11 protein-coding genes are annotated in these 14080 nt (G+C 41.9%); 2 read left to right on the forward strand and 9 right to left on the reverse strand.

Annotated elements, in window-relative coordinates; genetic code table 11:
• The first annotated feature begins 2 nt into the window (after positions 1 to 2).
• On the forward strand, positions 3 to 2564 hold the full coding sequence (locus tag H5647_RS21600) for a TraM recognition domain-containing protein (protein WP_052692304.1): 2562 nt from the start codon (positions 3 to 5) through the stop codon (positions 2562 to 2564).
• Positions 2565 to 2664: 100 nt separating this feature from the next.
• Here the strand turns inward: H5647_RS21600 and H5647_RS21605 are convergent, their stop codons facing one another.
• The 6 genes from H5647_RS21605 to H5647_RS21630 all read right to left on the reverse strand — a co-directional run bounded on the left by H5647_RS21605 (position 2665) and on the right by H5647_RS21630 (position 8716).
• The gene (locus H5647_RS21605) at positions 2665 to 4005 is read right to left on the reverse strand and encodes a hypothetical protein (RefSeq protein WP_045861768.1); all 1341 of its coding nucleotides are present in this window, start codon (positions 4003 to 4005) and stop codon (positions 2665 to 2667) included.
• Between the two features lie 110 nt (positions 4006 to 4115).
• On the reverse strand, positions 4116 to 5249 hold the full coding sequence (locus H5647_RS21610) for a hypothetical protein (protein ID WP_045861769.1): 1134 nt from the start codon (positions 5247 to 5249) through the stop codon (positions 4116 to 4118).
• On the reverse strand, positions 5246 to 6442 hold the full coding sequence (locus H5647_RS21615) for a hypothetical protein (protein WP_045861770.1): 1197 nt from the start codon (positions 6440 to 6442) through the stop codon (positions 5246 to 5248). Before H5647_RS21615 ends, H5647_RS21610 begins: the two co-directional genes overlap by 4 nt.
• Entirely contained in the window at positions 6442 to 7593 is a 1152-nt protein-coding gene (locus H5647_RS21620) for a hypothetical protein (RefSeq protein WP_045861771.1), read from the reverse strand. Before H5647_RS21620 ends, H5647_RS21615 begins: the two co-directional genes overlap by 1 nt.
• Before the next feature lie 9 nt (positions 7594 to 7602).
• A complete protein-coding gene (locus tag H5647_RS21625) occupies positions 7603 to 8229 on the reverse strand; it encodes a hypothetical protein (RefSeq protein WP_052692305.1) in 627 nt (208 codons plus the stop codon).
• Entirely contained in the window at positions 8222 to 8716 is a 495-nt protein-coding gene (locus tag H5647_RS21630; RefSeq protein WP_045861772.1) for a type IVB secretion system protein IcmW, read from the reverse strand. Before H5647_RS21630 ends, H5647_RS21625 begins: the two co-directional genes overlap by 8 nt.
• A gap of 238 nt (positions 8717 to 8954) precedes the next feature.
• Here H5647_RS21630 and H5647_RS21635 point away from each other — a divergent pair, with 238 nt between their 5' ends.
• Positions 8955 to 11207 (forward strand): DotA/TraY family protein, encoded by a 2253-nt coding sequence (locus tag H5647_RS21635; RefSeq protein WP_162926480.1) that lies wholly within the window; start codon positions 8955 to 8957, stop codon positions 11205 to 11207.
• Positions 11208 to 12087: 880 nt separating this feature from the next.
• Here the strand turns inward: H5647_RS21635 and H5647_RS21640 are convergent.
• The 3 genes from H5647_RS21640 to H5647_RS21650 all read right to left on the reverse strand — a co-directional run bounded on the left by H5647_RS21640 (position 12088) and on the right by H5647_RS21650 (position 14074).
• The gene (locus H5647_RS21640; RefSeq protein ID WP_162926481.1) at positions 12088 to 12483 is read right to left on the reverse strand and encodes a hypothetical protein; all 396 of its coding nucleotides are present in this window, start codon (positions 12481 to 12483) and stop codon (positions 12088 to 12090) included.
• Positions 12484 to 12950: 467 nt separating this feature from the next.
• Positions 12951 to 13559, reverse strand: a complete 609-nt coding sequence (locus H5647_RS21645) for a hypothetical protein (protein WP_045861776.1) — start codon at positions 13557 to 13559, stop codon at positions 12951 to 12953.
• Complete coding sequence (locus H5647_RS21650) at positions 13556 to 14074, reverse strand: hypothetical protein (protein ID WP_162926482.1); 519 nt, start codon at positions 14072 to 14074, stop codon at positions 13556 to 13558. Before H5647_RS21650 ends, H5647_RS21645 begins: the two co-directional genes overlap by 4 nt.
• Positions 14075 to 14080: the final 6 nt, after the last annotated feature.

Below are 14080 nucleotides of genomic sequence, written 5' to 3' on the forward strand. Positions count from 1 at the left end.
CGATGTCCGTACAATACAGAGCCCCAGAAGAACAACAGCGCGTTAGAAAAGAATACGCATTTAAAGATACGAGAAGAACGACTGAATATTTTAGAGACGAAGCTCCGAAATGGGATGTTTCTATCGTAATTATTTTCATATTCTGTGCGGCCCCCTTTTACAACCCGATCATCGCATGGTTATCAATTCCTTTATCGATAACAATTGCGTTGTGGTCAGGCGGCGCTCGCCCAAATCGTTCTCTCCCAATGAAACTACCTTGCAGTCTTTCTAGGCAGATCGACTATAACGATCCGAAACCAGGACAAGCTAACAAATTTAACAAAGCGAGTGGCACAATCCTTCTTGGAAACCTTAGGAAAGGTAGAACCGAGGTATGGATCGCGGGGAAAGATCTTTTAACGCATATGCTTCTTATCGGTACAACTGGGGCAGGTAAGACAGAAACACTGATTTCCCTGTCCGCGTGTACCGCATTCTGTATGGGAGGCGGAATAATATACGTAGATGCAAAAGCTGCACCTAAACTTCTTTTTCAATTTGCTACCTTAGCAAGAATATTCGGAAGAGAAGATGACCTGCGTATTATTAACTACATTACAGGCAATAGATCCCTTAAGGAAAGGTATTGGGAGCGACTATCGAATACAACCAACCCATTTGCCAGAGGCACTGCAGGGACTTGCTCGCAAACCTTAGTTGGATTGATGCCTGCCGGCGGCGCAGAGAATAAAGTATTTTCTGATAAAGCAATTGCTGTTCTAAATGTATTGATGCCCGCTCTGGTGGAATTGCGCGATATGGGTGTCATCAATATTACGCCTTCGCTTATTGGGGAATCCATTGGGCTAACCAAAATGATGGAGCTTGCAAAGAATCATATAGAGTTTTCAGGTGTCCATTACCAAAATATTTCGCTTTCAGAGAGAACTGTAAAATCTATTGGTACTTTTTTGAAGGCCCTACCAGGTTTCAACTCAAATTTACCCCCTGAAAAGCAGCCAGAAGAAGTAGCCCGTCAATTCGGCTTTGCTGAAGGTTATTTTACACGTGTATTAGCTAATTTGGCCGGTACGTTTGGACACATATACGAAACGGAATTAGCTGATGCTGATTTCGTAGACATCGTTATGAACAATAGGATTCTCGTGGTTCTTGTCCCCGCCATGGAGCAGGCAAGCGAAGAAAGAGCCGCCCTAGGAAAAGTTGTTCTATCAAGTATCCGTACCGCAATGGCCCAGGGTTTGGGTGGTAAAGCTGAAGGTAATCGCGAGGATGTAATTGACTCACTGCCGATTGATCTAAGAATACCAACAATAATTATTGTGGATGAATATGCAGAAGTTGCTGTTGATGGTTTCGCTGTAACGGCAACTCAGGGCCGCGGCCTTGGGATGTCTGTCGTCTTCGCGGGTCAAGATCTTGCTGGCTTTGTGAGGGCTTCCGAACAAGAGGCCGATATGATTTTTGGTAACACTAGGCTAAAAGTATTAATGGCTCTTGAGGATCCTGAAATTACCTGGAGAAAATTTAAAGAACTTGCTGGAACAATGAAAGTAGCTGAGGGAGCCGGCTGGGAGCAAGATGTTGATGGCATGGATACTTACAAAACCAATATATCAGCTGGTATTAGGGATGCTGACAGAATCGACTTCCAAGATCTTAAAGAGCAAAGAGAGGGTGAGGGGCATGTTTTTGAGCGGGCAAACATTCATCGAGTACAAATATTTCACCACGGAATTGATGATAAAAAGCTAGTTAGCAATTTTCGAATCAATAGAATGTTAAAAGTAAAGTCGCCTGATCCAGATACATTGGAGCTGCTTCAAGATAAGGTGGCTAAGAATATCGAATTAGAGAGAATCCTTGCTAGCGGAGAGTCTCCTGAAATTGGAAATATACCAACTTTAGACAAGCTATCCGTAGTAAATGGTTTCACCGAAGATGATCGCTGGCCATGGAGGTTGCTGGCAACTGTTAGCGCGAATGATCCGCACATTCCTACCTCCACCGCATCGGATGTTAGATCAATTGCCCAGAATGAAAATCAGGATTTGTCAAGCGCAATTGAAAGCCTAAATAAAGTCCAAGAAAGCACCATAAAACCTGAAGACAATATTGAACCTTTATTAGGTAACGAACCACCTAAGGAAAAAGAGGATGCTAGAAAGACGGGTGCGACTAAAAATAATTATGATTTTGCGGGCATGGAAGGAATGGATATGGATGATTTGATGGGAGAAGAATCCATTGAAGAAGAGCCCGTTAATGAAGCGAAAGATGAGTTTTCTGAACGAATCAATACCGCTCTATCTAAAGCTGAAAACCACTGGATATTCAAGTCCAATACTGATGAAGGTGGTCTGACAAAAGCTCGTCGTATTTACGGCAGTATGGTTGAGATTAACGGCCTTGCAGGCGTTCCTGAACGGGAATCCCAATCTGTAGCTCTTGACGCTATCGAAGGAGTTACAGACGCTGTAATGTATCCTTCAGATGATATCGAGTCTAAACCCGAAGATGTGGACGATCTATGGGACGCATTACACTCACTGGAAGACTAATTAATACTACATACCAAAATATAGTTATGATAAGTAGAAGAATAAAAAAGGCCGATCTTGAAGGATCGGCCTTTTTAAATATATAAATTGAAATATTAATTTACATTCGCTGGGTAGGTCCGGCACCGAAAAGAGAACGAAGACCTGCCATGATATTCTGCGCAGAGTTTTGAATACGCTCTAAAATCCCCTGCTTGTCTTTCGAATCGGGAAGATCTTCCAGACGTTTCTTCGCTTGTTCTTGCCAATTATTCATCAAATCTTCCAAGCGCTGAGGGTCTTGATTTGACTCTTTGAGCATTCCACTTAAGCGTTCTGCACGCTGTTCAATATGACCCTGGAAATACGAAATATCCTTGTCAGCCTCCTTGAAATCCGTTTTTGATTTTGCCATATTTAGTATCGCAGGTGCTTTTGCAAGCATTTCAGGATCGCCACTTTCCTCAATAGTATGCAGTTTTTTAGCCCACTCTGTTTGCTTTAGGCGATCAACAGATCGAATATGCGCATCCATATCGGTTTGGAGATTAATAAACTCGTTGTCAACTCTTGCTTGCTTCCACTCATCAACACGTTGAGGGTTAAAGCTGTTTTCCATAGCTTTCTGAGCAGGATTAAAATGAAAATGAGCTCCAGCTTCAACCTTATTGGATATGGTGGCGCCCCCAGATCCTGTGTCAAACGCCTCTTTAGTTTGTCGCATAGCGGAAACACCAGTACCTAGAGCCATCCCTATTCCATTAAACACTCCATTTATTACAGAGCCGAATGCATGGCCAAACGCACCTAGCGCACTAGTTTGCATCATTCCTGGCTGTTGCTGTTGTTGTGGGTACCCATAATCAGTAGGCGTATTATTTTCATTACTCGTAAATATTTCTTTGTCTTCATCCTTGTTTTTGTCTCCATCTAGGGCGTCTTCTGATTTGGCTTCAGAGCTAACGACCTTTTCAGACTCAGCATTGGAATCGGTATCGTCTAGGCTGGTAGAAGCCTTTTCAGAATTTGAATTTTCCAACTGATCCTCTTTTACCTCTAGATCAGGTAACTCCTTTTCTGAATCATCGATACTGGAGTTTTGTTTCTGTTCTAGCTCTTCAATGTCCTCTTCTTTCTGATCCTCATCTTCTTGATCATCTTGAGTGTTAGACTCCCCAGCCAGTTCTTCAACCATACTACGAATATCGTCACTCATTTCAGCGGCGGTGTCAGGTATGATTTCTTCACTAAAATCTTGATCATCTATTGGTTCAGGAAATTCTCCTTCCTCCATAGCTCTCAATAGATCTTGTGTATCTGCGTCGTCTGTAGGCACGTACCCCTCATCCAAACCAAGAGGCTGTTGATCTCCCATCACGAGATCTATTTTATCCTGGTCTACTTCTTCCTGTTTACCTTCAAACTGAACGACGGTATTGTCATTAATTTTTTCGTCATCCATTTCTCTGTCCTCGCGGTATAGATTTATTTAATTATGTACGCACTTATACATTTTTGAAATGAAACAGCCACTTAAATCCATAGAATGCCTTAAATATAAGGCAGCATGATCTATGATTCATTATTATCGAGTTCGTCAATCTTTCGACTCAACCCCTGCGTAACAAGGATTGCCAACAATTGATTCCGCCATTCCCGCCGCTGAGATAGCAAGAATAACAATGCGTTTTCCTCAGATTTGAGGTACGTAATTTCACGATTTAACCCTGTTTTTGTTTGAATCTTGATATTCATAAACCACCCGTCTGAAGTAATTCGACCGTTCACAAGGGCGTCAAATGTTTCCGTCATACTCATTTCTGGGTAGCTAGAGCTTCTACTTACATATGATCTAACAAAATCTGGATCAGAAAATTGCGCTCTACCAGAAATCATTTGATTAACAATTGCAGACACGAAAGCTATCTTTGAATTATGTACGCGTCGTGATAACTCATACTCAAGAGCCTTAGGAGAAGACAAATCTTTCCTAGGGATAATAGGCAAAGGGTGAGGATTAGAGAGATATGTTAATAGTGTTTGAATGTTTGTCAGTTCTTCTTGGCTATACGTCTTTTCAGTATTAATAATTTGGCCTTCGTAAACATCATCATTCGCCATCAACCTATGATTCGATGCGATAGCCGTGTCTGATGCGGATAACTCTTCAGAGAAAACCGCCTGATTATTGGAAATCTCATTTCCCAATTGTACCGACTTTAAATAACTCTCTTTAATGCTATCCGCACCGTTCGACAAAATCTCTCCGGTCTCAGGCATTGCTAATACTGAAAAATCCCGATTATTATCACTAATCTTTTCTGCCAGGTACTTTTCACGAAGGGTTTGAACGAAGACATTGTTTATCGCATCGGTTGAGAATTCGTGAGCCTTTATTGTCGCGGTATTTGCCAGCTCTATTTTAGCCGTCCTAGCATCCAGCGCCCCTAATAGATCCATCGTATCAGAAGTCCAAACATCTACTAAGTCAGTACCCAAACTTACCGTGGATTGGGTAGTGTCATTCAGACCTTGTAACAACTGTTGATTAGCGCTCGCCTGGCTTTGAAGCGCAGAAGATACTGATGCTCCCATTGCTTGAAGTGCGGCACCACCACAACCCGCATCACAAAATGGTAGGCAAGGCTGCCACCCGTATGCAGAGCTTGAAAGGGCAGAGAACAATATCAGAATCTTAAATTTCATAAGGATTTATGTGCCCCGCTCAACCCTTCCGCTTTAGACTCTTGTTTTTTTGCAAGAATAAGGGCCAACAGATCATTTGACGACGACGATAGATTGTCTAGTTGGACCTTCAAGTGTCCACTTACAGCTGTTTGGTATGTTTTTTCACGCTGGAGGCCTATTTGGTTTAACCTCAGGATTGACCCCCACCACTCTGGATCTGTTAGCCGTCCGTTTATATCAGCTTCATAGAAAGCGATTAAACTTGTATCACCACTCTGGTTAGTATTCGCATCTTGGTAATAGTCAGCCCACGAAGCATCAACCAATCCAACTTTAGACATGGACGCATGTAGCAAACCACTATATGTCATTGCCAGAAGTGATATTTCTCGCTTCCGACGTAGATTATAGGTTTCATCAAGGATACTTTTGTCTTCGACCAAAGGGTATTTAGAAACAGCAAGCCCAATCAATAATTGCAAACTTTGGAATTCATCTCCCTCGAGGACCCGCGATGTTAATATCCTATCTAGTCGGTCGTTATCTGCCAGCATAGTAAGTGACTGCATTCTGTGTTGCCCATTACCCGCGCCTGATGAGGTACTATTCTCATCACTAACATAATCAATAAACTCTTCTGTTGAGGATATCAATATCTGATTAAATTGGGCGTTAAGTGTTTTAATTGCAATAGCTTGGTTTGCCCCAGTTTCACCACTTACAGGATTCGCATTACCTCCAAACAGTCTGTTGTTCTCTGAAGTCGATCTTGCTATTTCTATTTCCTTTAGAGCATTCACAAGTGAATTAACGCTGTGATCGGCTAGCCTTTCAAGCGACTTCGTCGCGACATTATTTGATAATTCAATTTTCGCAGTAGAAGCACTTAATCCGTCCATAAGATCACTGTTCTGATTCATTAAAGCATCGTTAACATCAGTCCCTAGATCAGTCATCGCGTCAATTGCATCTTGTACTGCGCTCGTTAGATCTTGGTGTGCACTGCTGAGGTTGTTAAATCCACTGGATATATTTGTTCCCATTTGATTTATTGCGGCTCCCGCACAACCACTGTCACACGGAATAATCCCGCATACTGACGGCGGGCAGCACGGACCTAATCCAAAATTCGCATAGGATATTGACGGTAAACAAACAAGAATAAAAAACGGCAATATACGTTTTGCTTTTATAATGCAATTAAGTAACATTAGTTTCTCCTGGCAGGCACAACAGGCTTCGATTCCTCTAACTCGGAGATAGCTAATAATGCAAGCATCGATAGTTTTTGTTCTTCTTGCTCAACCAAACGGAGAAGCATATGGTTATTAATTGCTTGCTGATAAACCTGCTCTCTAAGAATTCCCGCTTCCGTTTTTGTTTTTATATCTTGATACCATCCCTCAGAAGAGAGTTTACCTATCGTTTCAGACTCCAACATGCTTAAAATACTTACATTACCTTCCGAGTCAGGAGTTGCCATAACATAACCTTGTTGCCAATCATTGGCAGAGATAGGAATTAATGGTTGCTTATCGGCAATGCTTTTTGCTAGAACTGAATGCGCTAACCCTAATTTAGCATTTAGGAGTTTTCTATCAAATTCATACTCTGCTGCTTTAGGGCTAGACGCCATTTGCTCTTCTGTAGCCGCAGGGAGTGGAACGGGGTTTACTAACATGGTTAGCAATTTTTGTAAATTTAGTGATTGATCTCTAGTTATTTGACGCTCAGAAACAAGAGGAATTGGATTCCAAACATCATCACCTTCCGTTAAAAGAATTGCTTTTTTCATTCCCGATCCAGCTTGATCTACATCGCTAGTATTGTTGTTCCATTCATGCATATCATCGGACATTTGCCTCCAGATCTGATTGGACTGTACAAAACCTTCTTTAAGAAGTGGGGCTCGGTTCGCTCCAATAACTCCGGATAAAGGTTGAGCCAGCTGATCACTGTAGGTTTTATTGTTTTCGGAAACCTCTTCGGCGACCCGAACGTCCTTTAACGCTTTTACTAGACTCTTTACCGTATGATCAGTCATACGCTCTACTGTCTTGGTGTTTTGCTGAATGGATAATTCAATTCGATTAGTGGATGCCGATAAGCCCTGTAGAAGCTGCTGTGTATTTAAATTGATGGCTGCTTGCAGAGTTGTATTTACTGCTTGTATTGAAGTATTTAGAGCCTGAGTCGCCGATACATTCGCTTGCACAGAAGTAGTAACAGCATTAATTGAGCTTGTCATTGTTGCGTTCGCCGATTGTGCGGCAGCCTGAATACAGGGATCGCATCCTGCTTTAGCAGTTAATGGGAACGCGAAGATAAAACTGGCGGCAAATATAAATACATTATTTCTCATGACAATACCCTAGTTTTCATTCCAAAGTTGCTTCACATCAAGAGCATCTTCAATTCTATTTTCCCAATCCTCTTTATTATGCCCGGGAGTATCTTGATTAGCAGATGCTTTATTTATCGCTCCGCTAATCACCAAGGGCGGAGGAACTTGCCCCAATGTATCGGTAGTAACTTGTGTAGCTAGTTCGGTATTATCCATTTCAACATCTGTACTCAGAGCGCTTTGCCAGTCATTTAACGCCGAACCTTGAGCAACACTAATTGAACCTAGTCCAAATGGAGCCTGAAGGGTCGTATCAAGTGCTGCAGTTTGGTTATTAACCCAATCTGTTGCGGCCGTGCATGCCGAGTTTACAATTTGATCTTTTACTGCATTATAAAGAGCTCCCCATATATTGGTGAAGTCTACGGAAAAAACGCTTAGATCAATGCCTTGGATATTGCTAAGACAACCAGCGTCGATTGCGGATTGAGGATCCGAAATTACAGTGTCAGCAACCTCCTTTGCACTTTGATTCATATCCGCTAAAAGCGTTTGAACTTGCTGCTGCTGCTGTTCAGCAATTGTTGTTTGTGCATTTGAAGATAGAGATATAAACGCTGAAGTAATTATCAATAGGCTAGCCAACTTATGCATATATACCCCCATATTTTTCAGTAGTGTTTTTTATTGCTTGTTTAATTTTTTCAGAACGCTCATCGGAAAATATACGCTCGAGAAGATCCACTCTGAATAGAGCCACCAATCTATCCCTAAGCACTCTTTCAGCTCGTGTATCCATTTCATTCGTATTTATTTTGTCTAATGCTTCAAGTAGAAGATCGGACGTTGCCCCAGGGAAATGCTCTTCAATCTTTTGGATAAAAACTAACGAGCGTTTACTCTTCATAAATGCAAGTATCTTAATTATCGCTATTGGGTTTTCTTCAACTGCCTGCTCAAGTTGAAGCCCTGTAAGATTACCAGCCCACTCTACAATCGCATTTAATAGATCTTTATTTTCATCTAGCACCCAACTTTCTCTATCTTGCATATTTCCGAGTATCGCCAATATGCTTTTATCTCCCTTTTCCCAGTGAGATGATATGGCTGATTCCTGCAAATCAATTAAGAATGAATTCATCTGTTAGCTACCACTTCTATTAATTGAAGAAATGTGCACTTTTGCGTTGACCAAAGCGCGTTCTATTGACAATCTGATAATTAATAATGCGCCGTTGATCAAGTACGGATCAAGGCAAAATTCTCTAAAAGTAGAGATTGTTACCTAACAGCTAATTCAGGAATCCCCAATGGGCAGTAGAGCGGCATGTAAGATATTTTTAGTTAGCGTCGGACTTCTATTTTATGCCAGCGGCGCAATGGCATCTATTACAGATGTCCAGCCTAACGATAAAAGCGTTGAATACTTACGGTATATATTCGGAAGTGTGGTGGACATTATTATTGGTGGTACCGGCCCGGCTAATCCAGACTCGATTCTAGGAGCTTTATCAGAAGTGCTTAACACTGGAATGCTCGTTTTTACTGGGCTTGTTGTTGGATATGTTTTTTTAACGGGTGTACTCAATTCAGCTCACGAAGGAAACCCGCTTGGAAAAATGTATAGCACTATGTGGATACCACTTCGCATGGTTGTAGCTCTTGCACTCGTACTTCCTTTTTCAGGTGGCTATTCAACAATGCAAATCGGTGTTATTTGGATTGCCGGGCACGGTATTGGCTTAGCAAATTCATCTTGGGAACGAGCTTTGGACTATATGGCTTCGACTGGCAGCTTATACCCTCCGACCATAAGCGTGAAATATGAAAGCATTGCTACTAGCATGCTTGAATCCAGAGTTTGTATGCATGGGGTTAATACGGCTGATAGGCATATTAATATTGAAGACAACCCAGTGGAGCTCGTCAACAACAACCAAAATTCGGCAATGGCAAACTCAGCACAAACGCAATCCACTCCGTCATCACCAAAACATCGTGTATCCCAAAGATATGATAGTACCTATAATCTTATTTCTGCTGGAGGGGCGTACGCAGCGGCATGGATATCCGGATTTTCAGCTGGGGTTCCAAGAAGCTATGGAACTAACCCCTGCGGGTCCGTCACTTTAGAATTTTCTGAAATAGACGAAGGTGTTGCAATAGAAGCACCTGTACTCGCATTCCAGCAAAGTATAATTGAGCTAACGGCAGATCTAGACGAAGATATGGATCCGATTGCTAGATCTATTGTCAATTATGCAGTGGATGACACTCAGCCATTACCTGATCTAAATGCACTAAATTCAGCTGTTCAAACATATAAAAACGGTTACCAGAATGCGGTAAATACCGCAATGTCAGGAATCGCTACTATAAGATTAAATAAGTGGGATGGTGGTAACCCTGATACGTCAGGATCGTCTGTGGGCGCACGAGATGCCGGCTGGATAAGTATAGGTGCATGGTATTGGGACTTCCAAAGAATCAACGCCGAAACACAAACTATGGTTAACGTTAAACCTGAACTTGAAAGCCCAACCAAAAAAGCAAAAGAAAACGACGACTATTCAATGTTTGAGTCTGGATTAAAAAGTTATCTCTCCAGTATGCTCGTTAATGATCAATATGGTAATACAGTATCTGCGATGGAGAGAAGCAGCTACGCTGAAGATGATTGGAGTTTAAATTTTGTCTTAGACCGGATTAAAAACATTATGGATTTAGCCCTTACAAATCCAGACCCAGTTTCCGGAATGTCAGCCATCGGTCACTATATAATTACAGCTGTCGAGATAGGTTATCTTGCTTCTCTCCCTGTTCATGTTGCTGCAGAAGCCGCCGAAGATGTCGCTGACGCAAAAGGTGGTTTTATTGGGGCCGGATTAATGCTTCCTGCCTCTATAGCCAATACACTGATTCAAGAAGGACGCAATCTTCTCTTCTTAGCGGGAATTCTTCTTTTACCAATTGCAATAATGCTTGCATTCTATTTACCCGCAACGCCTTTAATTCTTTGGATCATGGGGGTTGCCGGATGGTTTGTTTTATTAATAGAAGCTGTGATCGCGGCGCCTATTTGGGCCGCAAGCCATGCAATGCCGGAGGGTAATGGATTTGTCGGACAGAGAGCCATGGCTGGATATATGGTTATGCTATCCCTATTTTTGCGCCCCACACTAATGATATTTGGTTTTTTTGCATCGATGGTGTTAATGATCGTAATGGGCAAGGTTGTATCGCTACTATTCATTCCCGCAATGAGCTCCATGAGCGGTGGCCATCTATCTGGTGTTATAACGCTTTTTGGGATGCTAGCAATTTTTACGGGTTTAATGGTGCAAATCGCCCACCGCGCTTATGGATTAATTCACGAGGTACCAGATAAAGTCTTGAGATATATTGGTGGCGGCGCAGAAAACTTAGGAGAAGCCAGCCAAGAGCAACAAAATCGTTCGATATTTGTCGGCGGCGTTGCCAAGTCAGTTGATTCTGCTCATAGAAACCGTCAGATCGGCGGCGGTGGCGGCGGTGGCGGTGGCGGTGGCGGTGGCGGTAGTGTTGGAGGGGCTGCTGGCGGTGCAGCAAAACAAGGAATGTCCAAGCTAAGTAAGATGCTTTCGACTAAATAAATATATGGCTGAAAATTAGCAGCATATAACCACTCCGGTTGTATGCTGCTTTCTATTAAGAGACTATTACTTTAGCAGTTGGTCTGGCCAGACATATTTGCTCCCATGCTTTTCCATACTTCCTCTACCCTCCTGTAACAACGATCAATTTGACCACTATACTCGTAAAGAAAACATCGCGGGTTAAAAACATCCGCGATAAATCTGTCGAGTCGGGCGCACGATATTTCTCACATAAATAGATGTAAATTTTTTCCCGGGAGTGAGCCATTGTTGGTTCACAGATATCGGCTATATGTACTATTTTGTGTTTAAGCCGCCGTTCTATAAGAGTTGTATATTTGTAGCCGTAGCTAACATGCTAATATATGGAGGGGTTATGGTATACGTGGAAACACATTATTACCGAATAAGAAAAGAAGGATACCGTCAATCTATTGATGTTTAGCTTATTGCAGCTAGATCAGGCGCGTCACCACAATAAACAATGAGTATCCAAAAGCTGAGTATCTTGCTCAATTTATCCGTTAGTACGTATATAAACTTTGTTTACACTATTGCTGAGTAATACTGACATTCACTTGACTGAACTTCTAGCGTAATTAATAGGTGATAGTCCGTGGAAGGGTCTAAGTTTTAGAAATAGTGATACGTTTTTGTCTAGTGACGCTTTGTACCGAAAGTCACAATACCCTCAAATCCAGTGGATTATGACACTCTAATAATATAAATGAAGGATTTTTATCTTCGTTTATTCTTTGGAAGAAGGCTACAGATTCTAGTGCAGTAATGTAGAACTATATTTTTTAGTATGAAATAAAGAAAGATTACTAAAAATTTTAAGAGTAATCTTTCTTCTTATTCTGGCAAGAGATACTCTTTACAAGAAGAACTTAATTGGACCAAAAAGGGTAAAGTAAGTGTACGTCCACTCAGCAACATATTGAAATGTCGATTCCCCTAGCCAATTTTGCAGCCAGTAACCATACGGTCCCGATCCAAAAATTGCGCCATGAGAAAAAGTCCCTGCAAGCCAAGTAAATACTATACCAGTGAAAATTGTGCTCCCATCAACATTTCTCCCAGTTACGCGAGACAATCGTTGACGTGATTTTGGTAATAGCATCTGAACTACCGCAAGCACAAACACCAGCCAAATTACAATCAGCGCGCTGTTTCCTAATAACCACTTCCATGTAATCCAAGTCCAATCTTCGGCAGCAAGCCTTTGGGCCCATTTGTTCATTTCGGAGCTAGTCAAAACAAAATCAACCATTTTATTGCCTCCAATCATTTAACTAGCCAGATAATTTTCTGGCACCATACTTCACATAACACAATAGCGACAACCCAAACACAACAAGCCCAAAAGAAACCTCCTGGTAGTTCCACAGCATCAACTGCTTTGGGGATATACCTGAATACCCAGACGCCAACATAATAGCACCTTGTACCATAAGCCAGATGAACAAAACATTAACCAGCGAAGCGCCACCGCCCCTAATTAGCACGAAGAAACTCTTCGACTTTACAGAGAAAACTAACTTAAGCATCCTCTCATAGAAATTATAAGCACTCATCTTGATCAACCAAAAGACTATGGACATAGATAAGCTAATAATTAACAGCTTTATTAACATCAAGTACCAAGAATCGTCTATCGAAAAAACCATATATTGCACCAACCTAGATAAAGCGTAACATGTTACGATCAAAAAGCAAACACTTATTGACGTTAACGCTCTATTTATCTTCCAGTTTGACAGGGATAGCTTTCCCATCAACTAAAATCACCCCACCTTTAGCGATAGGCTTTGCCGAATAGACGAAAATAGTTCGGCCGGAGTGCGGGTCTTTAAGCGCAATTGGATCATTATAGTCTGGAGCGACAAAGTCCTCATCCGGGGATATTTGCAGCAATTTCTGATCCCAGTCCACTACGAATCTATAACCATAGTTAATCCCAACACGAGCCAAAACACCGATCCAAGGCTCGTTCTTGGCCTGAAAATCTACGCTCACCGGATTTTCTAGATTTTCATCAATGTATGCGATCCACTTGTCTGGCATCATCATAGATATGGCGTCTTTAAGCGCCAGTTCAGCACCAAAAATCTCTATGTTTACGGATGATCCCTTGCCTACCTGGTGAACTACTCCGTATGTTTTATCAGCCAAGATGCGATAGCCATCTGGCGCGCCTTTCAATCTTCGCAGCTCTTCAGCATTAACTGTTTTACTATCAGTCCCTTGATAATCAACATAGAAATTCGCATTGGCGGTTAGCGAAGTGAGCGCCAAGCATGATATGGACGCAACCCCGATAAAGGAAGTTAGATATTTTTTATTCATGAGGGCATTAATCCTCCAAGTTTGGATTTAGCTGAATTCTGTTTTGGTACCACTGGAACAACGGGTAAACCAATTTCATCTTCAGCACTATTTGAAAACACGCGTTTAATAATGTTCGCATCCCTAGATGGTAAGGTTTCAAACCAGAACCCATGAAGGAAAAGATCTCGAAGATAGCCTTTACGGCCTCCTCGCTTAGATATTTTTGACACCGTAGTCCATATCTCTTTTTCCGGCGTGATTAGCTCGGCGTCCGGTTCAATGTTTAGTCGGAACTTGAACTCTTCGCTTTCACTCCCAGAGTAATTTGCACATATTGCAGACTTTAAGTCCGGAATATTTACGCCAGCTTTATCAAGAATTCGGTCAAGCAGAAAACCTTGTACCATTATTCTCCTGATATACTCATGAGAGCGTTTTGATATAGATATTTTCTGTATCACAGAGTCTAGGGCTGAAGACTCCAAGCCCTCCACCCTATACAACTCAAACGCGAGGCGATGTTCGACTGTCATAGACTA

Origin of the sequence: Teredinibacter purpureus (genome assembly GCF_014217335.1) — a bacterium.
GTDB lineage: Bacteria > Pseudomonadota > Gammaproteobacteria > Pseudomonadales > Cellvibrionaceae > Teredinibacter > Teredinibacter purpureus.